The organism is Streptomyces sp. NPDC048255, assembly GCF_040652415.1.
Lineage (GTDB): Bacteria > Actinomycetota > Actinomycetes > Streptomycetales > Streptomycetaceae > Streptomyces.
Map to the genome: position 1 here is coordinate 108,140 of NZ_JBEZMA010000012.1, position 23,588 is coordinate 131,727.

The 23,588-nt window shown below is 74.3% G+C and carries 22 protein-coding genes; 11 read left to right on the plus strand and 11 right to left on the minus strand.

Annotated elements, in window-relative coordinates:
• The first annotated feature begins 245 nt into the window (after window positions 1–245).
• From AB0D94_RS13140 to AB0D94_RS13150, 3 genes are all read left to right on the plus strand, one after another.
• The gene (locus tag AB0D94_RS13140) at window positions 246–1,166 is read left to right on the plus strand and encodes a glycerophosphodiester phosphodiesterase family protein (protein ID WP_362050212.1); all 921 of its coding nucleotides are present in this window, start codon (window positions 246–248) and stop codon (window positions 1,164–1,166) included.
• Window positions 1,167–1,212: 46 nt separating this feature from the next.
• Window positions 1,213–1,785 carry a methylated-DNA--[protein]-cysteine S-methyltransferase gene (locus tag AB0D94_RS13145; protein WP_362050215.1) on the plus strand — a complete coding sequence of 191 codons (573 nt, stop codon included), beginning with the start codon at window positions 1,213–1,215 and terminating at the stop codon, window positions 1,783–1,785.
• Between the two features lie 216 nt (window positions 1,786–2,001).
• The gene (locus tag AB0D94_RS13150) at window positions 2,002–3,384 is read left to right on the plus strand and encodes an MFS transporter (RefSeq protein WP_362050218.1); all 1,383 of its coding nucleotides are present in this window, start codon (window positions 2,002–2,004) and stop codon (window positions 3,382–3,384) included.
• On the opposite strand, the gene AB0D94_RS13155 is transcribed toward AB0D94_RS13150, so the two are convergent.
• The gene (locus AB0D94_RS13155) at window positions 3,371–3,826 is read right to left on the minus strand and encodes a cupin domain-containing protein (protein WP_362050221.1); all 456 of its coding nucleotides are present in this window, start codon (window positions 3,824–3,826) and stop codon (window positions 3,371–3,373) included. The two genes, AB0D94_RS13150 and AB0D94_RS13155, sit on opposite strands and share 14 nt — an antisense overlap.
• 429 nt (window positions 3,827–4,255) lie before the next feature.
• On the opposite strand from AB0D94_RS13155, the gene AB0D94_RS13160 reads away from it, so the two are divergent.
• Window positions 4,256–5,188, plus strand: coding sequence for a pseudouridine-5'-phosphate glycosidase (locus AB0D94_RS13160; protein WP_362050224.1), 933 nt, complete (start codon window positions 4,256–4,258; stop codon window positions 5,186–5,188).
• The gene (locus tag AB0D94_RS13165) at window positions 5,185–6,084 is read left to right on the plus strand and encodes a PfkB family carbohydrate kinase (protein WP_362050227.1); all 900 of its coding nucleotides are present in this window, start codon (window positions 5,185–5,187) and stop codon (window positions 6,082–6,084) included. Before AB0D94_RS13160 ends, AB0D94_RS13165 begins: the two co-directional genes overlap by 4 nt.
• Before the next feature lie 66 nt (window positions 6,085–6,150).
• Here AB0D94_RS13165 and AB0D94_RS13170 read toward each other — a convergent pair whose 3' ends face one another.
• Complete coding sequence (locus tag AB0D94_RS13170) at window positions 6,151–6,798, minus strand: uridine kinase (protein ID WP_362050230.1); 648 nt, start codon at window positions 6,796–6,798, stop codon at window positions 6,151–6,153.
• A gap of 93 nt (window positions 6,799–6,891) precedes the next feature.
• On the opposite strand from AB0D94_RS13170, the gene AB0D94_RS13175 reads away from it, so the two are divergent.
• Window positions 6,892–8,337 carry a WGR domain-containing protein gene (locus tag AB0D94_RS13175; protein WP_362050233.1) on the plus strand — a complete coding sequence of 482 codons (1,446 nt, stop codon included), beginning with the start codon at window positions 6,892–6,894 and terminating at the stop codon, window positions 8,335–8,337.
• Window positions 8,338–8,438: 101 nt separating this feature from the next.
• Here the strand turns inward: AB0D94_RS13175 and AB0D94_RS13180 are convergent, their stop codons facing one another.
• Window positions 8,439–8,807 carry a cupin domain-containing protein gene (locus AB0D94_RS13180; RefSeq protein ID WP_362050236.1) on the minus strand — a complete coding sequence of 123 codons (369 nt, stop codon included), beginning with the start codon at window positions 8,805–8,807 and terminating at the stop codon, window positions 8,439–8,441.
• Window positions 8,808–8,946: 139 nt separating this feature from the next.
• On the opposite strand from AB0D94_RS13180, the gene AB0D94_RS13185 reads away from it, so the two are divergent.
• A complete protein-coding gene (locus AB0D94_RS13185) occupies window positions 8,947–9,609 on the plus strand; it encodes a DUF2293 domain-containing protein (RefSeq protein ID WP_362050239.1) in 663 nt (220 codons plus the stop codon).
• A gap of 188 nt (window positions 9,610–9,797) precedes the next feature.
• Here AB0D94_RS13185 and AB0D94_RS13190 read toward each other — a convergent pair whose 3' ends face one another.
• Window positions 9,798–10,433, minus strand: coding sequence for a chaplin (locus AB0D94_RS13190; RefSeq protein WP_362050242.1), 636 nt, complete (start codon window positions 10,431–10,433; stop codon window positions 9,798–9,800).
• 196 nt (window positions 10,434–10,629) lie between these two features.
• Between AB0D94_RS13190 and AB0D94_RS13195 the strand changes: the two genes are divergently transcribed.
• Window positions 10,630–11,169, plus strand: coding sequence for a hypothetical protein (locus AB0D94_RS13195; protein ID WP_362050245.1), 540 nt, complete (start codon window positions 10,630–10,632; stop codon window positions 11,167–11,169).
• Window positions 11,170–11,216: 47 nt separating this feature from the next.
• Here AB0D94_RS13195 and AB0D94_RS13200 read toward each other — a convergent pair whose 3' ends face one another.
• The 3 genes from AB0D94_RS13200 to AB0D94_RS13210 form a co-directional block, all read right to left on the minus strand.
• On the minus strand, window positions 11,217–12,422 hold the full coding sequence (locus AB0D94_RS13200) for an SWIM zinc finger family protein (RefSeq protein ID WP_362050248.1): 1,206 nt from the start codon (window positions 12,420–12,422) through the stop codon (window positions 11,217–11,219).
• The gene (locus tag AB0D94_RS13205; protein ID WP_362050251.1) at window positions 12,419–15,340 is read right to left on the minus strand and encodes an SNF2-related protein; all 2,922 of its coding nucleotides are present in this window, start codon (window positions 15,338–15,340) and stop codon (window positions 12,419–12,421) included. The genes AB0D94_RS13200 and AB0D94_RS13205 overlap by 4 nt, the downstream gene beginning before the upstream one ends.
• A 96-nt stretch (window positions 15,341–15,436) precedes the next feature.
• Window positions 15,437–17,086, minus strand: coding sequence for a helix-turn-helix transcriptional regulator (locus AB0D94_RS13210; protein WP_362050254.1), 1,650 nt, complete (start codon window positions 17,084–17,086; stop codon window positions 15,437–15,439).
• A 195-nt stretch (window positions 17,087–17,281) separates the two neighbouring features.
• Here AB0D94_RS13210 and AB0D94_RS13215 point away from each other — a divergent pair, with 195 nt between their 5' ends.
• Complete coding sequence (locus AB0D94_RS13215; protein WP_362050257.1) at window positions 17,282–17,896, plus strand: hypothetical protein; 615 nt, start codon at window positions 17,282–17,284, stop codon at window positions 17,894–17,896.
• A 68-nt stretch (window positions 17,897–17,964) separates the two neighbouring features.
• Window positions 17,965–18,246 carry a DUF6343 family protein gene (locus tag AB0D94_RS13220; RefSeq protein ID WP_362050260.1) on the plus strand — a complete coding sequence of 94 codons (282 nt, stop codon included), beginning with the start codon at window positions 17,965–17,967 and terminating at the stop codon, window positions 18,244–18,246.
• A gap of 214 nt (window positions 18,247–18,460) precedes the next feature.
• On the opposite strand, the gene AB0D94_RS13225 is transcribed toward AB0D94_RS13220, so the two are convergent.
• From AB0D94_RS13225 to rpsA, 4 genes are all read right to left on the minus strand, one after another.
• Window positions 18,461–18,868 (minus strand): tetratricopeptide repeat protein, encoded by a 408-nt coding sequence (locus AB0D94_RS13225; RefSeq protein ID WP_362050263.1) that lies wholly within the window; start codon window positions 18,866–18,868, stop codon window positions 18,461–18,463.
• 66 nt (window positions 18,869–18,934) lie between these two features.
• Window positions 18,935–19,570, minus strand: coding sequence for a dephospho-CoA kinase (gene coaE, locus AB0D94_RS13230; RefSeq protein ID WP_362050266.1), 636 nt, complete (start codon window positions 19,568–19,570; stop codon window positions 18,935–18,937).
• A 97-nt stretch (window positions 19,571–19,667) separates the two neighbouring features.
• Window positions 19,668–20,606, minus strand: coding sequence for a PAC2 family protein (locus tag AB0D94_RS13235; protein ID WP_266938902.1), 939 nt, complete (start codon window positions 20,604–20,606; stop codon window positions 19,668–19,670).
• A gap of 271 nt (window positions 20,607–20,877) precedes the next feature.
• Window positions 20,878–22,386 carry a 30S ribosomal protein S1 gene (gene rpsA / locus AB0D94_RS13240; protein ID WP_362050269.1) on the minus strand — a complete coding sequence of 503 codons (1,509 nt, stop codon included), beginning with the start codon at window positions 22,384–22,386 and terminating at the stop codon, window positions 20,878–20,880.
• Window positions 22,387–22,728: 342 nt separating this feature from the next.
• Between rpsA and AB0D94_RS13245 the strand changes: the two genes are divergently transcribed.
• Window positions 22,729–23,586: a class I SAM-dependent methyltransferase gene (locus AB0D94_RS13245; protein WP_362050272.1), complete on the plus strand. Its 858-nt coding sequence runs from the start codon at window positions 22,729–22,731 to the stop codon at window positions 23,584–23,586.
• Window positions 23,587–23,588 lie beyond the last annotated feature (2 nt).

Sequence of the window (23,588 nt, forward strand, 5' to 3'; positions counted from 1 at the left end):
ACTCCACCGTACGACCCCCCACTGACACTCACGCGGCCTCCCGGCTCCGCGCGCCCCCGGGCGGGACCGCCAGGCGGTACGGCTCTCACACGTTCTGGTCCGTTTGTCGTAGTTCGGTGGCGGCCCGGTGATCTTCAACCCCATGATCGCGGTACAGGCTCCGCCGTGAAGTGCACCGCCGCAACGTCTGTCGCCCCGCACATGTCTGACGCAGGACCAGGGCTCACGACCCGAGGAGAACGCACATGCACCTCGTCCGACCGGCCGCCGCGGCCGCCGCCGCCTTCCTGGGCTTCACCCTCACCCTGCTCGGCGGGTCAGCCGCCTCCTCCTCCATCCCGTCCGCCACCTCCGCCGGCTCCCCCGGATTCCCCCTGGACGTGCTGTCCGGGCCCGTGGTCTACGCCCACCGGGGGGCCTCTGCCTACGCCCCGGAGAACACCCTCGACGCGATCGACCTGGCCATGCGGCTGGGCTTCGACTGGGTCGAAAACGACGTCCAGCGCACCAGGGACGGCGAGCTGGTGGTGATCCACGACGACACCCTGTCCCGGACGACCGACGTCGAGCAGGTGTTCCCCGGCCGCTCCCCCTGGCGGGTCAAAGACTTCACGGCCGCCGAGATCGCCCGGCTGGACGCGGGGAGCTGGTTCGGCGAGGAGTTCGCGGGAGCCCGGGTGCCGACCCTGCGGCAGTACATGGACCGGGTGCAGCGCAACCAGCAGCGGCTGCTGCTGGAGATCAAGAAGCCGGAGCTCTACCCCGGGATCGAGGAGCAGACCCTGAAGGTGCTGGACGAGGCCGGCTGGCTCGACGAGCGGCATGTCTCGGAGCGCCTGGTCGTGCAGAGCTTCAGCGCCGACTGCGTACGCATCGTGCACGGACTGCGCCCGGACCTGGTGACGGCCTTCCTGGGCACCCCGACGGTGGCGGACCTGCCCCGGTACGCGCAGTTCACCGACCGGATCAACCCGTGGCACACCACGATCTCGGCCGACTGGGTCGCGGCGGTGCACGGTCTGCTGGGGGCCCACGGCAAGGCCATGGAGGTGGACACCTGGATCGTCGACGACGCGGCGACCGCCCGGAAGGTCCGGGACATGGGCGTGGACGGGATCATCACCAACGCCCCGGACGTGGTCCAGGACGCCGTGGACGGGTACTGAGCGGCGGGCGGAGCCCGTTGTCGGAGGGGCGCCGTACCGTGGACCCGTGGACAGCACCGAGCGGCCCCGCGGGCCGCACCTCGAATGGACCGTCGTCCCCAGCGGCAGCATCGGCATCGGGCCCCTGCTCCTGGCCGCGACCCCGGAGGGTCTGGTCCGGGTCGAGTTCCATGCCGGGCCCGACCGGGTCGATTCCATGATCGGCTCACTGGTCTCCCGGCTCGGCGCCGACGCCTGGCGGCCCGCGCCGGGCGAGGAGGTGCTGCTGGCCGAGCCCGTACGCCAGCTGGCCGCATACTTCGCCGGCTCCCTGCGGCGCTTCGAGCTCCCGCTGGACTGGCGGCTCAGCTCCGGCTTCAACCGGCAGGTGCTCCAGGAGCTGGACCGCTCCGTGCCCTACGGAGCGGTCGTCGGGTACGGGGAGCTGGCCGCCCGGGTGGGGCAGCCCGGCGCCGCCCAGGCGGTGGGCAACGCGATGGGCTCGAACCCGCTGCCGCTGGTGGTGGCCTGCCACCGGGTCGTGGAGAACGACGGCGGCATCGGCGGATTCGGCGGCGGGGTGGAGACCAAGCGGATCCTGCTCGCGCTGGAGGGCGTCCTGCCGCAGCCGCTGTTCTGAGCCCGGGCCGCCGCCCGGCCGCGAGGGCCTGGTCAGCGGACGACCGGGCACTGCGTACCCGCTTTCGCGGCGCGGTAAGGGGTGGGACACTGCCGCGGTGACTACTCCTGCCGTCGCACCCGGCCCCGTCCCCCCCGGCCCTGCCGCTTCCTGCCCCGCCGCCTCCCGGCGCGCCGTCTCCCGCCGCGCCCCGCAGCCGCGACGGGGGTGTACGGCGTGAGCGCCTCACCGGACACCGGCCGCCCGGCCGCGGCGGTCACCGCGGTCACCGCGAAGGACCTGCCCCGGCTCCAGCGGCGCACCTCCGGAGTGCTGATCGCCAGCCAGATCCTGGGCGGGCTCGGCGTACCGATCAGCATCGCCCTGGCCCCGGTCCTGGCCACCGAGATCAGCGGCACCGAGGCCATGTCCGGCCTGGCCTCCACCGCCTCGGTGATCGGCACCGCCCTGCTCTCGCTGCCGCTCGCCGCCCTGATGACCGCGCGCGGGCGCCGGCCCGGGCTGGTCCTGGCCTACGCGATCGGCGCCATCGGCGCGTGCCTCGTCGTACTCGCCGCCACGGTCAAGAACTTCCCGCTGCTGCTGCTCGGCATGGCCGCGTTCGGCGCAGCCTCCTCCGCCAACCTCCAGTCCCGGTTCGCCGCCGCCGACCTCGCGGCCCCGGACCGCAGGGCCCGGGCGATCTCCCTCGTCGTGTGGGCCTCCACCATCGGCGCGGTGCTCGGACCCAACCTGTCCGCCCCGGCCAGCCGCAGCTTCGCCGGGACCTCCATACCCCAGACGGCCGGGCCCTTCGTCTGGGCCGCGGCCGTCTTCGTGCTCACCGGCGCCCTGATCGGCGTACTCCTGCGGCCGGACCCGCTGCTGACGGCCCGGGCGCTGGCCGGGCCCGGGGAGCAGACCCGCGCCGGGCGCTCGCTGCGCGCCGGGTTCGCGGCCGTCAAGGCCTCCCCGCGGGCGCGGCTCGCACTGCTGACCGTCGCGGTGTCCCACACCACCATGGTCTCGATCATGGTGATGACCCCGATGGACCTCGGCCACCACGGCGCCGGGCTGGAGCTCATCGGGCTGGTGATCAGCGGCCACATCGCGGGCATGTTCGCCTTCTCGCCGCTGATGGGGTGGCTCGCCGACCGCCTCGGCCGGCTGTCGGTGATCGGCCTGGCGGCCGGGCTGCTGTCCGTCGCCACCCTGCTCGCGGGCACGGCCGGACCGAACCACGGCCAGACCGCGCTCGGCCTCTTCCTGCTCGGGCTCGGCTGGTCCGCCGGGATGGTGTCCGGCTCGGCCCTGCTGACCGATTCGGTGCCGCAGCCCGCACGGGCCGCCGTACAGGGCCTCAGCGACCTGACCATGAACACGGCCGCGGGCGTGGGCGGGGCCGCCGCCGGGCTCGTCATGGCCCAGGCGGGCTACGGCTGGCTGAACGCCATCGGAGCCGGGCTGCTGCTGCCGATGGCGGCGCTCGCGCTGTTCACCTCGCGCCGCCACCCCGTGCCGCCGGCGGACGCTCCGGCGAAGAGCGCGCCGGCCCCGACGGCCCAGACCCCGGCCGCGCCGGCGAAGGCCGCGCCCGCGGAAGGGGTCACGGAAGACTGATGTGGTAGGCCTTGCGGAGCGTCTCGTGCACCGTCCAGGTGGTCTTGTCGCCCTCCCGGAGCACGCAGGCGGAACCGGGGCCCACCTCCAGCGTGGCGCCGCCCTCCACCTCGATGGTGGCGCGGCCGCTGACCACCACGAACAGCTCGTCGGCCTCTGTGTCGGTGACCACGCCGGGGGTGATCTGCCAGATCCCGCGCAGCTGCCTGCCGTCCGCGGACTCCCACAGCACCTTGCCCGTCACCACGGGCGTACCGGAGAGGATCTGCCCCGGATCGAGGTCCTCCACCTCCAGTTCGGCGTCCGGGACCTCCGGTACGGAGACGGCGAAGGAGGCGGGGCCGCTCACGTCGGCGGGGTCGCCGGCGGTGGCGCCGGCGCGGGCGGGGACGTCTGCGGGGACGTCTGCGGGGGCGTCGGCGCTGTGATCACTGGTGCTCATGACGCGCACCCTAATCCGCCGGGGCCGCCCGCCGGGGTGACCAGAGCGTCCAGCGCTGCCGGGGCGGACGAGTCACCCTGTCCACCGCCCGGTCAGGGCCCGGGCCGCCGCGCGCCGGGGCCGGGTGCGGAGCAGTTCCGCGTACCGGCGGGGGGGAACAGCAGCAGTCCGCCGGGGCGCAGCCCGCAGGGTTCCGGCCAGCGCGGTGTGCACGTCCTGGGCCGTCAGCAGGTGCGGCGGGGCGTTGTCGGCGCAGAACAGCCTGGCGGGGCGGTGCTCGCGTCCCGGTCCTCGTACGGGAGGTCGTAGCGGCCGGCCCGCTCGTCGTAGACGGCGCGCGGGTCCCTGGGGCGACGCTACTCGGACACCTTGGGGCGGGTGGGGCGGGAGCGCGTTTGGGGGCGCGGATCCGGTGCCATGGATGGGGACATGTCACAGCACACAGCAAGTGAGGTCCCGGTCCTGTCGGAAGAGGTACGTGAGGCGCTCGCCATGCGGCGCCCCGTCGTGGCCCTGGAGTCGACGATCATCGCCCACGGTCTGCCCCGCCCCCGCAATCTGGCGGTGGGCGGGGAACTGGAGGCGCTGGTCCGGGCGGAGGGAGCCGTTCCGGCGACGATCGCGGTGGTGGACGGGGTCGCGTACGCGGGACTCGACAAGGCGCAGCTGGAGCGGATCGCGGGCGGCGAGGGCGTGCGCAAGCTCGGCCACCGGGATCTGGCGCCCGCGCTCGCCACGGGGGCGACCGGGGCCACGACGGTGTCCGCGACGGCCTTCCTGGCGGCGCGGGCGGGGCTGCGGGTCTTCGCCACGGGCGGGCTGGGCGGCGTACACCGGGAATGGGCGCAGACGCAGGACGAGTCGGCGGACCTCTCGCTGCTGGCGCGGACCCGGATCACGGTGGTGTGCGCGGGGGTGAAGTCGATCCTGGACGTACCGGCCACCCTGCAACGGCTGGAGACGCTGGGGGTGGGGGTGCTGGGGTACCGGACGCGCCGGTTCCCCGGCTTCTACCTGGCCGATTCCGGGGAGCCGGTGGACTGGAGCGTGGACCGGCCCGAGGAGGTCGCGGCGGTGATGGCCGCTCAGGACGCGCTGGGCGGACCGGAGTCGGCGCTGCTGGTGGCCAACCCGGTGGCGGAGGCGGAGCAGCTGGATCCGGAACTCCACGACCGGGTGCTGGCCGAGGCGCTCGCCGCCTGCCGCGAGCAGGGGATCACGGGGCAGGCGGTGACCCCGTTCCTGCTGGGGTTCCTGGTACGGGCGACCGGCGGGGCCTCGCTGGAGGCGAACCTGGCGGCGGTACGGGGCAACGTGCGGCTCGGGGCCCGGATCGCGGGGGCCTGGGCGGAGCGGGCATGAGCGGGACGGGGGCGCTGCTGGTCGTCGGGGACGTGGTGACGGACGTGGTGGCGGTGCATCCGGAGCCGCTGGCCCCGGCCACCGACACGGCCGCCCGGATCCGCACGCTGCCGGGCGGCGCGGGTGCCAACGCGGCCTGCTGGGCGGCCCGTACGGGGGCGCCGGAGGTACGGCTCCTCGCGCGGGTGGGCGCCGAGTCCGCGCGGTGGCACGAGCGGGCGCTGGAGGAGGCGGGGGTGCGGCCGCGACTGGTGATCGACGCGCAGGAGCCCACGGGGACGGTCGTGGCGCTGGTCGGCAAGGACGCGGAGCGGACCTTCCTGACGGACAGCGGGGCCTCGCTGCGGCTCTCTCCCGCCGACTGGAGCCCGTCCCTGCTGGACGGGGCGGCCCATCTGCACCTCTCCGGCTACCTGTTCTTCGCCGACAGCAGCCGGGAGCTGGCCCTCGTCGCCCTGCGGGCGGCCCGGGCGCGGGGGGTGCCGGTGAGCGTGGACCCCGCCTCGGCCGGGTTCCTGGTGACGCTGGGGCCGCGGCGCTTCCTCGACTCCGTCGCGGGGGCCGGCGTACTGCTGCCCAACGAGGACGAGGCCCGGCTGCTGGCCGGGCTGCCGGAGCCCGCGGGGGCGGCGCGGGCGGCGGCGGAGCTGAGCCGGCGGGTGCCGCTGGTGGTGATGACCCGGGGTGCGGCCGGGGCGCTGGTCGCCGAGGAGGGCCGGGTCACCGCCGAGGTGGCCGCGGAACCGGCCGAGGCGGTGGACTCCACGGGCGCCGGGGACGCGTTCACCGGCGGGTTCCTCGCGGCCCGGCTGGCGGGCGCGGCCCCGGCGGAAGCGGCGCGGGCGGGCTGCCGGGCGGCGGCCCAGGCGATAACCCGGCTGGGCGGCAGGCCGTAGGACGAGCCCGGCAGCCGCACCCGCCGCTCCCGCCGGGCCGAGGGGCCGGAGAGGCCGGAGAGGCCGCTACCGGCTGCGGAGGCCGCTCCAGGCGGGATGGCGGGGGTCGTCGGCCCGGACCACCGCGTCGGCGGTCGACGCCGGGTCGGTGTCGGCCTCGTAGCGGGCGAAGGCGGGCAGCGTCCAGCGCGCGGACTCCTCGGTGCGGCGGGCGAGTGCCCCAGGGGAGAGGCTGATGTGGACGCTGAGGTCGAAGGGGAACCAGTGGCCCAGCAGCAGCGGGCCGTGCACGATCACCACGGAGCCCGGCGGGAGTTCGGCGTACGGGCTGCGGGTCGCGCGGTCGGTGACCGGGTCCCACAGGTCGGGCAGTACCCGGCCGGTGCCGCCGGGGTCCGTGGGGCCGAACACCTCGCGCCAGAGGGCAGCCGTGTCGTACCAGCCGCCGAGGTAGGTGTCCACGTCCTCGCGGCCGAACTCGTAGCGCAGCGAGGCCGGTCGCAGGAACCCCCCGGCCGCGACCACAAGGGCCGCCCGGCCGCGCAGCCGCAGCTCATCGGCCAGGTGCCCGGCGAGCACGCCGGTGCCGGCGGCGGGCGCCCCGTCGATGCCCACCCGCTGCCAGGCGGCCTCTCCGGGGGCGGGGGCGTGGTCGTCGAGGTGACCGGCGAGCCGCTCGGCCATCCGCTGCCATGTGATCGCTTCCAGCTGCACCAGCCCATTGTCAGTGGTGGCCCGTAGCGTCTTTCACGAGGGATCACCGGCGGAAAGGGCGCCGGTGGACCGGCCTTCGGGGAGGGGTCTGTCATGGCTCGGGAGACGACGTATCTGGAGCTTTCGCAGGATGGCGGCGGAGCGCACAAGTTCTACGAGGTGACCGTGGACGGCACCGCGGTCTCCGTGCGGTACGGGCGCATCGGCGCGGCCGGGGCCCTGCAGAGCTCTTCCTTCCCGACCGCCGAGAAGGCGAGGGCGGCGGCCGCGAAGAAGATCGGCGAGAAGGTCCGCAAGGGGTACGCCCCGGCCGTGCGCGGGCAGCGCGCGGCGCGGTCGGTGACCCGCCGTCAGGTCACGTCGGCGCCGTCGACGGCGCGCGCGGTGGCCCCCGTGCTGTGGCGCTTCCGCACCGGCTCCGCGGCCTTCGGGATCCATGTGGACGAGGACCGCTGCTGGGTCGGCAACCAGGCGGGCGACGTCTACACGCTGAGCCACGGCGGTGAGGTGCTGGCCCGGTACTCCCTGCCGGACGGGGTGAAGTGCCTGGTGGCGGACGAGTTCTGGATATACGCGGGCTGCGACGACGGCACGGTGTACGACCTGTCCTCGAAGGTGCCGTTCGGCGCGTACGACATCGCGGCGGACGTGGACATCTTCTGGCTCGACATCCGCGAGGGCGTGCTGAACGTGGCCGACCGCAACGGCGGACTGACGGTCATCGACCACGAGGACGAGTTCCAGTGGTCGCGGCGCTCGGCGGGCACCAACGCGTGGATGGTCCGGGCGGACGCGGACGGTGTCTACCACGGGCACAGCCAGGGGGTCACGGCGTACGCCCCCGACGGCAGCGGGGAGTTGTGGCACACGGCGACCAACGGCTCGGTGCTGTTCGGCTGGCAGGAGGAGCACGCGGTGTACGCGGGCACCGGGCGCAACACCGTGCAGCGGCTGTCGAAGGCGACCGGCGCGGTGGAGGCCACCTACCGGTGCGACGCGGCGGTGTACTCGTGCGCGACCTCGCCGGACGGCCGGCACGTCTTCGCGGGCGACCTCTCCTCCTCGGTGTACTGCTTCGACGCCGACGGGCAGCGGTTGTGGAAGCTGGGCACGGGCAGCGGTTCGGCGCTGTCCATGCAGTACCTCGACGGACGGCTTTACCTGGTCACGACCGATGGTTCGCTGGTGTGCGTGGACGCGAGCGAGCAGGCGATCGCGGCGGCGCAGCAGGGTTCGGTGCCGACGGCGATGGACGTCAAGTCGGCGGCGGCGCTGCCGGTGTTCACCCCGGCGGCGTCCGCCTCGGCGGTGGCGACGGTGTCGGTGGCCGCGGCGCCGGCGGGCGGCGTGGTGGTGGAGTGCGTCCAGCAGGGCGGCCGGATGCGGGTCCAGGTGGTGTCGGCCGGGTTCGAGCCCGCCTGGAACGTGCAGTTCCCGCGCGGGATCCGGGAGGCCGGGGCCCGGTACGTCGTGGACGGGCTGCACGCGGCCTCGGGGGGCTTCTACCGGGTGCGCGGGGAGATACGCCGACTGGTGTGAGCCGGGGGCGGGACCGGGGTGCGGGACCCGGGTGCCGGGCCGGGGTGCGGGGGCCGGGGCCGGGGCCGGGGCCGGGGGCCAGGGTACGGGGCCGCGCGGCGTCAGGCGGCGTGTTCCTGGCATACCGCCGGCGTGGCCCCGGAGGGGGGCGGGGTGGGTATGGCGAAGGGGGTTCCCTCGGGGAGCGCCGGGGTCACGTAGAGCACGACCGGGTCGGTGCCGAGGTTGTGGCCCAGGTGGACGTGCCCGATGCCCGCGGGTTCCACGAAGGTGGTCCCCGCCCGGTGCACCTCGACCGTGCGGTCGTGCAGGACGCGGGTCAGCGTCCCCGCCAGGACGACGGCGTCCAGCCGCACCCGGTGGTAGTGCCAGCCCGTGCAGCCGCCCGGCGCTATGACGATCTCCCGGCCGGCCGGAGCGGAGACGGCGCGTGACCTCGCCGGTCGTACCGTCGCCTGCTGTCCCTGCATGTGCCCTCCTCGGTGGACCGGCCGTCGTCCACCAGCCACACCGTAGAAGGACAGTACGGCTTCGAGGAAGAGTTGGTGAAACAACAACCGCCCTTCCCCACCAGGTGATATGAGGCTCCTTCGGCGGTATCACACCTGTATGAGCCTGGTCGTCTTCGAGTCAGCGAAGCAGATCCACTGCGCGGAGTGCCGGCACGGTCCGCTGCGGCACCTCGTGCGCGAGGCGGGCGTGCCGCGCTGCCTGGACTGCGCGGATCTCGGCCACCTGGTCTACCTTCCGCGCGGGGACGCCGCGCTCACCCGGCGCTCCCGTGAGGCGAGTTCGCTGTCCGCGGTCGTCGTCCGCTTCAACCGGCGCCGCCGCCGGTACGAGCGTCAGGGGATCCTCGTCGAGGATGCCGCCCTGGCCCGGGCCGAGCGGGCGTGCCTCGCGGACGCGGAGGCGCGGGCCCGGCGCCGGGAGCGCGACCGGCTGCGCCGCGCGGCCGAGGACACCCGGTTCACGGCGGCCTTCGCCGCCGAGATAGTACGGCTGTTCCCCGGGTGCCCGGCCGATCGGGCCGTGGCGATCGCCACCCATGCCTCGGTGCGCGGCAGCGGCCGGGTGGGCCGCAGCGCGGCCGGCCGGGCCCTCGACGAACTCGCGGTCTCGTACGCGGTCCGGGCGGCCGTGCGGCACACCGACACCGAGTACGACGCCCTGCTGATGGCCGGTGTCCCGCGCTTCGCCGCCCGCGCCCGGCTCGCCGCGCGGATCGACGCCGTCCTGGACAGCTGGCGCCCGGTACCGCCCCGGCCCTGACGTACCACGTCCGAGCCCGCCGGACCCGACGCGCAGGAGTAGAACCCGACGCACCGGACCGACCCTCCGGGCCTGACCCGCCGGACCCGACGCACCGTGATCCACCGGGCCTGACCTGTCGGGCCTGACCCTCCGGGGCTGGTGCGGCGCCGGGGCTGGTGCGTCCCCGGGGCTGGTGCGTCGCCGGGTTACTGCGCCGCCGGGCGGAAGCGCCGATAGAGGAAGGCGCCGCCGAGCAGCAGTGCCCCGCCGCCGGGGAGCAGGTAGGCGAGGCCGTCGGCTCCGGTCTGGGCGAGTGCCTCGGTGTGGCGCGGCGGCGCCGGCGGCGAGGTCACCGGCCGTTCGGCGACGGGCGGCTGGGGCGGCTTCCCGCCGCTCGGCACCTCGCCGTTGACGGAGGTGTTGCCGCTGGAGCTGTTGCCGACCCCGACGACGCTCACCGCGTTCCCGCTGATGTTCAGCGGGACCTCGACCGGGAGCTGGAGCCCGTTGCCGGACAGCAGCCCAGGTGAATCCTTTCCGCGCCCATGAGCGGCTGCCCCACCTCGGTTGCCCGAGCCGTGGCCCGTGCCGGGTTTCGACGGGTGGGCGGAATGGGACGACGGCTGCGAGGGCTTCGGCCCGTGATGCCCGCCGCCCTTCGGCGTCTCGTTGGTACAGCGGTTCCCGGCGGCGGAGTTGAGCAAGCCGACCACGCTCACGGTGTTCCCGCACACGTTCACCGGGGCGTGCACGGGCAGTTGCACCAGATTTCCCGACAGCAGCCCCGGCGACCGCTCGGCCGCACCGGCCGCGTCCGCATCGGCGTAGGCGAGTCCGCTCACGCCCGCGACCGCCAGTCCGCCTCCCGCAACCACCGCCGCGATCAAGCCATTCCGACGACTGTGACGCATCAGATTTCCTGCCTTCCGAAGAGGTTCCCGGGCGTTGCACCCGTACCGGAGACAACGCGCTGAACCCGTTCGGGTTATAGAGCCGGTAGGCATTTCACTCCATCGTGTACTGGGTACTGCCTATTTCATGACTGCTCGCCCGCTGCTCCTCCTCGACGTGGACGGCCCCCTGAACCCGTTCCGGTCCCTCTTCGCCGGTCTCCGGGGATACACGAGCCACCGGATGCACCCGGACGTCTGGCTCTCCTACCGCGACCCCCTGTCCCGCAGCGCCCGGCGCGGCGCGCGGGTGCGCCTCCACCCGTCCCACGGCGCCCGGTTGCAGGCACTGCCCTTCGACCTCACCTGGGCCACGGCCTGGACGCACCAGGCCAACACCCTGATCGCCCCGCACATCGGCCTTCCCGGCGATCTCCCCGTCGTCGACTGGCCGGAACTCTTCGCCCGCGACCCGGAAGGCCTGTCGTGGAAGACCCGCCCCCTCGTCGACTGGGCGGCCGGCCGCCCCTTCGCCTGGGTCGACGACATGATCACCCCCCTCGACCGCGCCTGGGTCGCGGCCCACCACCCGTCCCCCGCACTCCTCCTGCGCATCCGCCCCCGCCACGGCCTGCGCGACCGCGACTTCACCACGTTGACGCGCTGGGCGGCCGAACTGCCCGGATAAGGCGACCCCTTGCCCGGAGAACAAGGTCCGCGGACGTCACCGGCTTTTCAGGATCCGAGCGCCGTGAGGGGGTTCGGGGAGGGGCGGCCCGTGGGCCACCAGTCCTCGTCGTCCGGGCGGGACTCGTAGGCGTACCAGAGGGCGTCGCGGCCGAGGCGGAGTTGGCGGGTCGCGGCCGTGAGGCGGTTGCGCTCGGGACGGAAGGAGCCCTGGGCCGCGGCGAGGAGCACCGGGCGGGCCCGGTCGAAGGGGCCCGCCGGGGGGTCCCACGGCTCTTCGAGGGCGGCGAGGGCCGGGCGGCCGCCCTGGCGCCAGGCCGCGGCGGCGCGGGCCAGGTCGGTGGTGCTGCGGCCGGTGGCGTGGGCCAGGTCGCGGTACAGGGCTCGGGCGGCTCCCGTGAGCCCGGCCGTGTGATGCGCGGAGGCCAGCCGGACGGCGTCCTGCCAGAGGGTGAGCCCGGCGATCGGGTCCTCGGCGGTGGTCAGCAGGGCGAAGGCGCGGGCGGCGGCGTCGGAGGCGAGCTGGTCCAGGGCCAGCGGATCCGGGGCGGCAGGGTCGGCCGGGTAGGCGGGAGGAAGCCCCGCGGCGGCAGGCGCGGCGAGGGGGGCCGGCAGCAGGGGCAGACCGGTACGGGCGAGCGCGGCGCGGGCCGGGACCCCGGGGAGGTCCGGTGTGCTGCCGGGGCGCTCCCGCGCGGCGTGGGCGGCGTTGCGGCGGGTGAGCTCCTCCAGCAGCTCCCGCTCGCCGCGGCCGCGTACGAGCAGCAGGACGAACGGGTCCTCGTCCAGGAGCCGGGCGGCCCGGTAGCAGAGGGCCGCCGCGTGCTTGCACGGCGGACGCGCCACGTCCGGGCAGGAGCAGCGCGGGACGAGCTCGCCGGCGCGGGGCAGGACGGTGTCCGCGAGGCTCCGCGGGACCTCCCGCTCCAGCAGGGCGGCGAGCGCCGCGGGATCGGCCGCGACCACCTCCAGGAGTTCGCTCCACTGCGCGTCCGGGAAGGCGGGCAGGACCAGTTCGGTGCGGTAGGGGCGGGGCCGGCTGCCCCGCACGTACGCCACGATCCGGCCCGGGGTGACGGTGACCGCATCGACGTGGCCCCCCTCCGCGTACGTACGGCCCCGGGCCAGGCGGGCGGCGTCACGGGAGACCTCCTCCAGCGCCGACACCCAGGCCCGGCCCCACCAGCTCACCGCCTCCGCTCCGGCGGGCACGGTCTCGAAGGTGCGGCGCCGGTCGTCCTTCGCCGTGATCATTCGGGCCTCCGCAGGGAGACGAGGTCGGCCAGCTCCCGGTCGGTGAGCTCGGTCAGCGCCGACTCGCCGGAGCCGAGGACGGCATCGGCCAGTGCCCGCTTCGCCTCCAGCATCTCGGCGATCCGGTCCTCGACCGTGCCCTCGGCGATGATCCGGTGCACCTGCACGGGCTGGGTCTGGCCGATCCGGTACGCGCGGTCGGTGGCCTGCTCCTCGACCGCCGGGTTCCACCAGCGGTCGAAGTGGATGACATGGCCGGCCCTGGTCAGGTTCAGCCCGGTGCCCGCGGCCTTCAGCGACAGCAGGAAGACGGGGACCTCGCCAGCCTGGAAGCGGTCCACGAGCTCCTCGCGGCGCGGCACCGGCGTCCCGCCGTGCAGGAGCTGGTGGGAGATCCCCCTGGCCGACAGGTGCTGCTCGATGAGCCGGGCCATCGTCACGTACTGGGTGAAGACCAGCACCGAGCCGTCCTCGGCGAGGATCGTGTCCAGGAGCTCGTCCAGCAGGGCGAGTTTGCCCGAGCGGTGCGGGATCCTCGGCTGCTCCTCCTTCAAGTACTGCGCGGGGTGGTTGCAGATCTGCTTCAGCGAGGCCAGCAGCTTCATGATCATGCCGCGCCGCTCGATGCCCTCGCTCGCCCCGATCACGGCCATCGCCTCGTCCACCGCGGCCTGGTAGAGGGAGGCCTGCTCGCGCGTCAGCGAGACCGGGTGATCGGTTTCCGTCTTCGGCGGCAGCTCGGGCGCGATGCCGGGGTCGGACTTCTTGCGCCGCAGCAGGAACGGCCGTACGAGCGCGGCCAGTCGGGCAACCGCCGCCTCGTTGCCCCCGTCCTCCTCCTGCTGGTGCTCCACCGGGCGGGCGTGGCGGGCCCGGAAGGCGGTGAGCGGGCCCAGCAGACCGGGCGTGGTCCAGTCGAGGAGCGCCCACAGCTCGGAGAGGTTGTTCTCCACCGGGGTACCGGTCAGGGCCACCCGGGCGGGCGCGGGGATCGTGCGCAGCGCCTTCGCGGTCGCCGAGTGCGGGTTCTTGACGTGCTGGGCCTCATCGGCGACGACCATGCCCCAGGCCTGCCCGGCCAGCCGGGGGGCGCTGGCCCGCATCGTGCCGTAGGTGGTGAGGACGAAACCGCCGTCGAGCCCGGCCAGGCTGCGGGTGCCGCCGTGGAATCGGCGCACCGGCACCCCGGGCGCGAACCTCTCGATCTCCCGCTGCCAGTTGCCCAGCAGGGACGCGGGGCACACGACGAGCGTCGGCTCGGGCCGGTCCCGGTGCAGGTGCAGGGCGATCAGGGTGACGGTCTTGCCGAGGCCCATGTCGTCGGCGAGGCAGCCGCCGAGCCCGAGCGAGGTCATCAGGTCCAGCCAGGCCAGACCGCGGGCCTGGTAGTCGCGCAGGGTGGCCTTCAGCGCGGCGGGCTGCGCAAGCGGAGTCAGCTCCCCCGTCAGCCGCTCGCGCAGGGCGGCCAGGGCCCCCACCGGGACCGCCTCGACCGGCTCTCCGTCGACCTCGGCGGTGCCCGAGAGGGCGACGGCCAGCGCGTCCACCGGGTCCAGGAGGCCCAGCTCCCGCTTGCGCGCCTTGCGCACCAGCTCGGGATCGACCCGCACCCATTGGTCCCGCAGCCGTACGACGGGCCGGTGGGCCTGAGCCAGGGCGTCCATCTCCCCCGGGGTGAGCCGGTCCCCGCCGAGGGCCAGCTCCCAGGAGAAGGCGAAGAGGTGCCCGGCGTCGAAGAAGGCGGTGCCGTCGGTCGCGGACCCGGGCGCGGTGGACCGTACGACGGCGGTCGCGGAGAGCGTACGGGCGAGCTCGCGCGGCCAGTGGACCAGGACCCCGGCGGCCGCCAGCCGGTTCGCGGCCGCGCCCAGCAGGTCTTCGAGCTCCGGGTCCGACAGGGCGAGGACATCGGGGGCCGGCTGGTCCAGCAGCCGCAGCAGGGGCGGCCAGACCCGCGCGGCGCGCCGCAGCGCGAGCACGGCGTCGATCCGGGCGCGGGGACCGAACCCGGCGGCGGCCGCTCCCGCCCACAGCAGCCCTGCGTCGGTGACCAGGGTGGGGTCGGCGAGGCTGTGCACCTGGACGACGGCGGCTCCGGCCCGCCGGACGTCCTCCGCGGGCCCGGTGTCTTCCTCGGGCCCGTCGAAGAGGCGGAAGGACGACAGGTCGAGCCGCAGCGAGATCCCCACGCCGGTGTCGGCGCCGGCCGCGACCTGCGCGGCCCAGTCCGCCATCCGGGGCACCTGCTGCGCCTCCCGCGCGGCGAAGGGCCGGCCGGCGGCCACCGGAGCGGCCGGGGTACGCGGCAGGGTGTCGGCCACGGCGTCGAGGAACGCGCGGACCAGCGCCTCCGGTTCGGGCAGCTGGAGGGGGCGGCGCCCGGGCAGCGGCGTCGCGTACCCCTCGTGCGGCAGCGCGGCGGCGACCGCCCGGAGGTGGTCTACGTCGGCGGCGTCGAGCGGCCCGGCGCGCCAGGCGTCGACACCCTCGGGGGTGAGGCCGGGCAGCAGCCGGCCCCGGGCGGCCAGGGTGAGCGCCTGGACGGCGGCCGTGCCCCAGGCCCGGGTGGCGGGATGCGCGGCGGGGCTGCGGGGCGCCCGGGCGAGCAGGGGCAGGGCATCGGCGACGGAGAAGGTCACGGCGGGCACGCTCCGGCTGCGGACCCCGTCGCCGTGCGGGCGTACGACGGTGAGCGGCGACGGCGTGCCCGCAGCGGGCAGCGCGTCCCCGTCGGGCGCCCAGAAGGCTATGCGTCCCTCACGGGGGACGGCGGCGGGCAGGAAGACGGCGGCATGGCGCAGCAGCGCGCGGGCGGCGTCGGTCGCCCGCGGCTGTGACGACGACGATGGCGATGGCGACGACTGCGACGGCGACGGCGACGGCGACGGCGACGACGGCCACTGCGACGGCTGTGTCATGGTGTCCCCCCTCCCCCGGTCGCTGCGGATCTCCTCTGCACCGAGTCTAGGTCCGGGCACTGACAACGCCGCTGACCTGGGCATACCTCCGCCGTCTCAGCGTGCCCAGCGGCCCTGTTCCGTCGCGTAGCCGTAGACCGGACGGCCCGTCGTGCCGCTCGTGCGCAGCGGCCGGCCGTTGTCGTCGATCCGCAGGGTGCCGGAACCGGAGGGCCCGGTCCAGCGCAGGTCGAGTACCCAGTCGCAGTCACAGGCCTTGGTGGCGGCCTCCACCCGCAGCACCACCGGCTCCGCCGCCGAGACCCGCAACGGGAAGGAAGGGGCGGGGACGGCCGCGCCGCCGTCGCTCCCGGAGACGGGCCGGGCGAGCGGACGCGAGGCGTCCAGGTTGACCGCGAACCCGGCCGGGGTGATGGCCCCGCCGCAGCCCTGGGACATCTGGTAGACGTTCCAGGCCGGCGGGGTGCGCCGGGCGGCGACCCGTACCTCCAGGTCCTCCAGGACCACGGCGCCCGGGCCCGTGCCGTGCAGGGTGATCTCCACGATCTGCGTCCCCGCGTGCACCGCGCGCTGCGAGGAGGCCCAGGCGGGCGCGTCCGCCTCCACGGGCGGCGGGGGCAGTGCCCCCGGGCCCTGTTCGGCCAGGTAGGCGTGGTCGCAGCCGAAGGCCCACACGTGCGACCGGACGGCCGCCCGGAGCGGCGCCGCCGTGGCGGGGCCCCGGCCGGGCTCGGCGCCGGGCTCCGTGCCGGACGGCGGTACGGGCACCTGCCCCGCGCCGGACGGCGACGCCGAGGCCGACGCGGGGGCGGAAGCCGGGGCCGAGGGGCCAGCTCCGGTGGCCGGCGTCCGCGTCGCGGGGGCGCCCGTCGCCGCCGGGGAGGATGCCGTGGGCGCCGCCGAAGCGCTGGAGCCGGCCCCGGTCCCGGCCGACGGCGTACCCCCTTCGGGCAGGGCCGCCGTCAGCACCGCCACGGCCACCGCGCCCGCCGCCGCCCCGGCGACGGCCACCGCGGCCCCGCGCCGCCGGTACCAGGGCAGCCGGCCCCGCTCCGGTACGTCCACCCGTACGGGCCCGGCCACCCGCTCCGGCTCCGAATCCGCGGCCCGGCCGGCACCCGCCTCGGCGCCGGGCCCACCGGCCGGCCCGGCGACCGACCCGGCCCCGGACTCCGCCGTGACCGCCCCGGACTCCGCCGCCGCCCCGGCCCCCGACTCCGCGCCCCGCCCGGCCCCGAGCCCGACGCCCCGCCCGGCCCCCGGCTCCGCAGCCGGCCCCGCGACGGGCCCCGGTTCCACCCCCTCCCGTGCCGGTGCCGGTGCCGGTGCCGGCTCGGACGCGCCAGGTGCCGTGGCCGTCCGCACCTCCCCGGCCCCCGGGGCCGCCGCACGCGCCGCCGCACGCCGTCGTGCGTCCGCCAGCAGCCACGCCCGGTGCAGTTCCACCGCCTCGGCCGGCGAGGCACCGCAGAGCCGCCCGAAGCGGTCCACCACCGCGAACTCCGTCGGCACGGCCTCCCCGTTGCAGTAGCGGTGCAGGGTCGAGGTGCTCGTGTGCAGCTTGCGCGCCAGCACCCCGTAACTCAGCCCGGCGCGCCCCTTCAGCTCCCGCATCAGCCGGGCGAACCGCTGCGCCTCTCCCTCTCCCTCTCCCGCTCCCACGTTCCCGCCGCCGACCCCGCCCCCGCCGGCGCCCACACCCGCACCCACACCCACACCCACACCCACGGCGTTCCCCCGTCCCACGACTGCGTTCCATGCAGGGGGTGTTCCCCCAGGTGACAGCACGTACGGCCATTCCAGTGTCCCGAATCCGCCGCGATCCGTCGTCCGACACCCCGGCCCGGGGGAAGGCTGTTGGCGTAAGCATCCGCACCGACGACACGCCTTTGACACGCCTTGTTGAGACGCGTCCTGCTGAGCCACTGGGGAGAACCGACCATGTTCCGACGTTCCGGTACCGCCGCCACCTTCACCACCGCCCTGCTCGCGGCGGCCGCCCTCGTCCTCACCGCCTCGACCACGGCTACGGCCGCCACCGCGCCGGGGTTCCTCAACGGCACCGACCTGCCGCCGCACCCCACCTCGCCCTGGTACGCCGGCGAGGTCACCAAGGGCCTGCCCGAGTTCGCGCCGTTCTGCCTGGACGGGGTTCTTCCGGCGTCGGGCAGCTGGCACCGCCAGTTCGGCACCGAGTTCGACACCGGCGCCGTACAGGTCTCCGTACGGTCCGCCTCGGCCTCCGCGGCCACCAAGCTCGCCGGCACGCTGGAGCGCAAGGTCGCGGCCTGCGCCGCCGACTGGCTGCGCACGAACCCGGGCGGGACGGCTTCCTGGCAGGACTACGGGACGCTCCCCGTCGAGGAGGGCGCGCACGTCTACGCGGTGCACGTCTCCATCCCCGAATCCGAGCCGAGCGTGCACCTCTTCGGCATCGGGCGGGACGGGTCGACCGTGACCGTCGTCCAGTGGGGCCAGATGGGCAACCTGTCGCACGCCCCGGTCGGCGATTTCAAGAAGACCACCACCAAGGCCGTGAACAAGCTCAACCCCTGACCCGCCGCGCGCGGGCGCTCCCGGTGGGACCATGGAACGGAGGACCTTCGCGCGATCCGAGGCGAGCCATGCGTTCCGGAAACGAACCGGTGACCGCCCGCAGTCCGCTGCGGCTGCGGTTCTGGCTGAGTCTGTGGGGGCTGATCTGGGCCGCCGGCGGGGCGGCCGCGTTCTCGATGGCCGGCCGTCCCGGGTGGGCGGCGGCCTGCGGGGTGCTCGCGGTACTGGCCGCCGTGGACCTGGCCGTGGTGATCCGCCACATCCGCCAGGGCCCGCACTACCAGCCGGGCCCCGACATCCCGCCGTACGAGCCCCCGCGCGAGCCTCCGCGCAAGCCCCCGCACGGCTGACCGCCCGGCCCCTGCCCGAACGGCACCACCAGTCGAAGCCGGCCGCCGCTAGGCCCTGTCCGGGCGATCTTCGCGGGCCCGCGCCGCCCGGCACGGCGCCTCGCCGCGTTGTCGGACCGCGCGAGTACGGCCGAGTACGAGCTGCGATCCTCCGCCTCGCGATGCACCGCACCAGACGACGCGGGCTGATCCACGAAGACCGCCCGGACAGGACCTAGTCCTCGAACCCGGCCGCCGCCAGGTACTCCGGCTGGGGGTCGAGGGCGGCGGCCAGCCGGAAGTGCTTGCGCGCCTGCTCGGGCCGGCCGGACCGCTGACGGGTGCGGGCCAGCGCGAAGTGGGCGAAGGCGTTGTCCGGCTCCCGCTCCAGCACCAGCTCGAACTCCAGCTCCGCCGGTCGCAGTTGGGCGGCCGCGAAGAAGGCCCGGGCGCGCAGCAGCCGGGCCGCCGTGTTCTCCGGGTGGGCGGCTATCACCGAGTCGAGCAGTTTCACGGCGCCGCGCGGGTCGCGTGCAGCCAGCAGTTGCTCGGCGGCCCGGTAGTCGATGACGTGCGTCTCCGGGCTCGCCGCGCCGGACGGCGAGGACGAGGACGGCGGGGGCGGCGGCGTGGTGTCGGACACGGTCTGTTCCTTCCCTCTACGAGGGCGTTCAACGCCCCGCCGCGCACCTGCTATTCCATGAGCACGTCAGGCCCCGGGGCCCGCTCCGTCCGCTTCCGCCGCTCGGGCGACGGCCCGCGCGGTGAGCTCGGCCCACACCTTGCGCACCTGCGGCTCCAGTGCCTCCAGCGGACCGTCGTTGTCGATCACGAGGTTCGCCACCGCGAGCCGCTGCTCGCGCGTGGCCTGCGCGGCCATCCGGGCCCGCGCCTCGTCCTCGGTCATCCCGCGCAGCGCGGTCAGCCGCGCCAGCTGCGTCTGCGGGGCCGCGTCCACGACGACCACGAGGTCGTACAGCGGCGCCAGCCCGTTCTCGGCGAGCAGCGGTACGTCGTGCACCACGATCGCGTCGGGGCCCGCGGCGGCCTCCAGCTCGGCGGACCGGGCCCCGACCAGCGGGTGCACGATCGCGTTGAGGGTCTGGAGCTTGGCCGGGTCGGCGAACACGATGGATCCCAGCCTGGGCCGGTCGAGCGCCCCCTCGGCGGTCAGCACGTCCTCGCCGAACGCGGCGACGACGGCGGCGAGCCCGGGCGTGCCCGGCTCGACGACCTCCCGCGCGATCCGATCGGCGTCGACGAGGACCGCACCGTACCCGGCCAGCAGCCGCGAGACCTCGCTCTTGCCGGCACCTATTCCGCCCGTCAGGCCCACTTTCAGCATGCCCGCAGCCTAGACCGTGTCCGGGACGGCTCACCGATCACACCGGGCCCGGCCCGCCTCGTGCCGTGACCGGCGGGGCCCGCCGGAACCCCCGGTGTCAGTTCTCGCCCTCGCGTTCCGCCAGGAATCGCTCGAACTCGCGGCCGATCTCGTCCGCCGAGGGGATCTCGGCCGGTTCGGCGATCATGTTGCCGCGGGTCTCGGCGCCGGCCGCCGCGTCGTACTGGTGTTCAAGGCCCTGCACGAGGGTGACCAGCTCGTCGTCGCCCTCCCGGATCTGCCGGTCGATCTCCGTCTGGGTGCGGTGCGCCTCGGTGCGCAGCGCGTGCGCCACGGCCGGCAGGACCAGGCCCGTCGCCGCCGTGATGGCCTCCAGCACCGTCAGCGCGGCGTCCGGGTACGGGGAGCGGGCGACGTAGTGCGGTACGTGGGCGGCGACGCCCAGGACGTCGTGCCCGGCCTGGCCGAGGCGGAACTCCACCAGCGACTCCGCGCTGCCGGGTACCTGCGCCTCGTCGAAGGGGCTGCGGTGGCCGGGCATGAGGTCGGTCCGGTTGCCGTGCGGGGTGATGCCGACGGGCCGGGTGTGCGGGACGCCCATGGGGATGCCGTGGAAGTTGACCGAGAGCCGGACCCCGAGCCGCTCGACGATCTGCCGGACGGCGACGGCGAACCGCTCCCACTCCACGTCCGGCTCGGGGCCGGAGAACAGCAGGAAGGGCGCGCCGGTGGCGTCCTGGACGAGGCGGACCTCCAGCCGGGGCTCCTCGAACTCGGTCCAGTGGTCGCGCTGGAAGGTGAGCAGCGGGCGCCGGGCCCGGTAGTCCACCAGCCGGTCCGCGTCGAAGCGGGCCACCACCTGGTGGGGCAGGGTGTCCAGGAGCCGCTCGACGATCTGCTCCCCGGCCTCACCCGCGTCGATGTACCCCTCGAAGTGGTAGAGCATGACCAGGCCGGCCGAGTCCTGGGCCAGCGCCAGGTCGGCCACCGCCAGGCCCTTGGCGTCCCATTCGTACAACCCCTGCGGATCAAGCACCGTCACCACTCCTCCTCGCCGCGTTCTCTGCCAAGAACGTCCAAGGCGGCCACGCCATTCCCCAGTTGGCCCCTTTCACAGGAAAGCAACACGGGGCGGGGGCAGCGGCAGGGGACGCGGAGGGAGAAGCGGAGGGGACACGGAGCAAGAAGCGGGCGCACGCGGAGGGAGCCAGCGGTGAGGCCCGCCGCAACAGCAGTAAGGCCCGCCCCCCTGAGGGGACGGGCCTTACTTTTCAGCTCAGCTCACACCTGGGTGTGATGCGCTGCGATCAGCTCTGGCCGCCGGCCAGCTTCTCGCGGAGCGCGGCCAGGGCCTCGTCCGACGCCAGGGCGCCGGAGGTCTCGTCCGACTCCGAGGAGTACGAACCACCCGAGATGCCCGCACCGGCGCCGGCACCGGCGGCCGGGGCGGCAGCGCCCTCGGCAGCGGCGGCCTCGTCGGCCTCGCGGCTCTTGATGACCTGGGCCTGGTGCTGCTCGAAGCGCTGCTGCGCCTCGGCGTACTGGGTCTCCCAGGCCTCGCGCTGCTTGTCGAAGCCCTCGAGCCAGTCGTTGGTCTCCGGGTCGAAGCCCTCGGGGTAGATGTAGTTCCCCTGGTCGTCGTACGACGCGGCCATGCCGTAGAGGGTCGGGTCGAACTCGACCGAGGCCGGGTCGGCACCGAAGGACTCGTTGGCCTGCTTCAGCGACAGCGAGATCCGGCGACGCTCGAGGTCGATGTCGATGACCTTGACGAAGATCTCGTCGTTGACCTGGACGACCTGCTCCGGGATCTCCACGTGGCGCTCGGCCAGCTCGGAGATGTGGACCAGACCCTCGATGCCCTCGTCCACGCGGACGAACGCACCGAACGGAACCAGCTTGGTGACCTTACCCGGGACGACCTGACCGATCTGGTGGGTCCGGGCGAACTGCTGCCACGGGTCCTCCTGCGTCGCCTTCAGCGACAGGGAGACACGCTCGCGGTCCATGTCGACGTCGAGGACCTCGACGGTGACTTCCTGGCCGACCTCGACAACCTCGGACGGGTGGTCGATGTGCTTCCAGGACAGCTCGGAGACGTGGACGAGACCGTCGACGCCACCCAGGTCCACGAAGGCACCGAAGTTGACGATCGAGGAGACGACGCCGGAGCGGACCTGACCCTTCTGCAGGGTGGTGAGGAACGTCTGGCGAACCTCGGACTGGGTCTGCTCGAGCCAGGCGCGGCGGGACAGGACCACGTTGTTGCGGTTCTTGTCCAGCTCGATGATCTTCGCCTCGAGCTCCTTGCCCACGTAGGGCTGGAGGTCGCGGACACGACGCATCTCGACGAGAGAGGCCGGCAGGAAGCCGCGGAGGCCGATGTCGAGGATGAGACCACCCTTGACGACCTCGATGACGGTACCGGTGACGATGCCGTCTTCTTCCTTGATCTTCTCGATGGTGCCCCAGGCACGCTCGTACTGAGCGCGCTTCTTCGAGAGGATCAGGCGGCCTTCCTTGTCCTCCTTCTGGAGAACCAGGGCCTCGATCTCGTCGCCGACCTTGACGACCTCGTTCGGGTCGACGTCGTGCTTGATCGAGAGCTCGCGGCTCGGGATGACGCCTTCGGTCTTGTAACCGATGTCGAGGAGAACCTCGTCCCGGTCAACCTTGACGATGACGCCGTCGACGATGTCGCCATCGTTGAAGTACTTGATCGTCTCGTCGATCGCCGCGAGGAACGCGTCCGCGTCGCCGATGTCGTTGACCGCAACCTGCGGAGTGGTGGCGGTGGTCTCGGTGCTGCTCGTCATGTGGGAAAGGGCTCCGGTTACGGACAGAAAGTCGTAGGTACTGCTACGCCGGGAGCCCTTATCGGCATCCACCGAAGACCGGACAGCCAAGGAGGCCCCCGATCCGCAGAAGAGCGGCGGGGCCTCGAAAACCGAGGGGACATCAACAGATGCAAGCGCAGCCTGCTAGGTCTGAGGAGCACAGGCTCGCAGCGCAACTTGTAGCATACGGGGGCAGCCGGACAGGGTCAATGCGCGAAGGCGCACACCCCGGGCGGATCGCCGGATAACCGGCACAATTCTTCGGCGGGAAGGCCCTGATGGCCCTTCCTTCCCTATTCGCAGACTACGACGACGGGCCCCATGAACCAAGAGTCCTACGACAAGCACGCCCCCGAAGGAGCGTACGGAGCCGACGGCGGCGCCCCGGACGACGCCGAGGCCACCCGGCGTGTCGCCGGGGAAGCGGAGAGCAGCCGGGCGAGCCGGGGCTGGTGGGACCGCAATGCCGACGAGTACCAGAGCGAGCACGGGGCCTTCCTCGGCGACGACCGCTTCGTGTGGGGACCCGAGGGACTGGACGAGGCACAGGCCGCCCTCCTGGGCCCCGCGGCCTCCCTCAAGGACAAGGACGTCCTGGAGATCGGCGCCGGCGCCGCCCAGTGCTCGCGCTGGCTGGCCGCCCAGGGCGCCCGCGCGGTCGCCCTCGACCTCTCCCACCGCCAGCTCCAGCACGCCCTGCGCATCGGCGATGACGTACCCCTGGTGGAGGCCGACGCCGGGAGGCTTCCCTTCCGCGACGCCTCCTTCGACCTCGCCTGCTCCGCCTACGGCGCCGTCCCCTTCGTCGCCGACCCCGTGAACGTGATGCGCGAGGTCCACCGCGTACTGCGCCCCGGCGGCCGCTGGGTCTTCTCCGTCACCCACCCGATCCGCTGGGCCTTCCCCGACGAGCCCGGGCCCGAGGGCCTGTCCGTCGCCGCCTCCTACTTCGACCGCACCCCCTACGTCGAGCAGGACGAGCAGGGCCGCGCCGTGTACGTGGAGCACCACCGCACGATCGGCGACCGCGTCCGTGACGTGGTCGCGGGCGGCTTCCGCCTCCTCGACCTGGTCGAGCCGGAGTGGCCCGAATGGAACAGCCAGGAGTGGGGCGGCTGGTCGCCGCTGCGCGGCAACCTGATCCCCGGCACCGCGATCTTCGTGTGCGAGAGGGACTGATT

What these genes read in the sequence shown, in the direction of transcription:
- AB0D94_RS13140 (WP_362050212.1), top strand. Translation starts at nt 246, where the DNA reads ATGCACCTCGTCCGACCGGCCGCCGCGGCCGCCGCCGCCTTCCTGGGC.
- AB0D94_RS13155 (WP_362050221.1), bottom strand. Translation starts at nt 3,826, where the DNA reads ATGAGCACCAGTGATCACAGCGCCGACGCCCCCGCAGACGTCCCCGCA.
- AB0D94_RS13160 (WP_362050224.1), top strand. Translation starts at nt 4,256, where the DNA reads ATGTCACAGCACACAGCAAGTGAGGTCCCGGTCCTGTCGGAAGAGGTA.
- AB0D94_RS13165 (WP_362050227.1), top strand. Translation starts at nt 5,185, where the DNA reads ATGAGCGGGACGGGGGCGCTGCTGGTCGTCGGGGACGTGGTGACGGAC.
- AB0D94_RS13175 (WP_362050233.1), top strand. Translation starts at nt 6,892, where the DNA reads ATGGCTCGGGAGACGACGTATCTGGAGCTTTCGCAGGATGGCGGCGGA.
- AB0D94_RS13180 (WP_362050236.1), bottom strand. Translation starts at nt 8,807, where the DNA reads ATGCAGGGACAGCAGGCGACGGTACGACCGGCGAGGTCACGCGCCGTC.
- AB0D94_RS13185 (WP_362050239.1), top strand. Translation starts at nt 8,947, where the DNA reads ATGAGCCTGGTCGTCTTCGAGTCAGCGAAGCAGATCCACTGCGCGGAG.
- AB0D94_RS13195 (WP_362050245.1), top strand. Translation starts at nt 10,630, where the DNA reads ATGACTGCTCGCCCGCTGCTCCTCCTCGACGTGGACGGCCCCCTGAAC.
- AB0D94_RS13200 (WP_362050248.1), bottom strand. Translation starts at nt 12,422, where the DNA reads ATGATCACGGCGAAGGACGACCGGCGCCGCACCTTCGAGACCGTGCCC.
- AB0D94_RS13205 (WP_362050251.1), bottom strand. Translation starts at nt 15,340, where the DNA reads ATGACACAGCCGTCGCAGTGGCCGTCGTCGCCGTCGCCGTCGCCGTCG.
- AB0D94_RS13215 (WP_362050257.1), top strand. Translation starts at nt 17,282, where the DNA reads ATGTTCCGACGTTCCGGTACCGCCGCCACCTTCACCACCGCCCTGCTC.
- AB0D94_RS13220 (WP_362050260.1), top strand. Translation starts at nt 17,965, where the DNA reads ATGCGTTCCGGAAACGAACCGGTGACCGCCCGCAGTCCGCTGCGGCTG.
- coaE (WP_362050266.1), bottom strand. Translation starts at nt 19,570, where the DNA reads ATGCTGAAAGTGGGCCTGACGGGCGGAATAGGTGCCGGCAAGAGCGAG.
- rpsA (WP_362050269.1), bottom strand. Translation starts at nt 22,386, where the DNA reads ATGACGAGCAGCACCGAGACCACCGCCACCACTCCGCAGGTTGCGGTC.
- AB0D94_RS13245 (WP_362050272.1), top strand. Translation starts at nt 22,729, where the DNA reads ATGAACCAAGAGTCCTACGACAAGCACGCCCCCGAAGGAGCGTACGGA.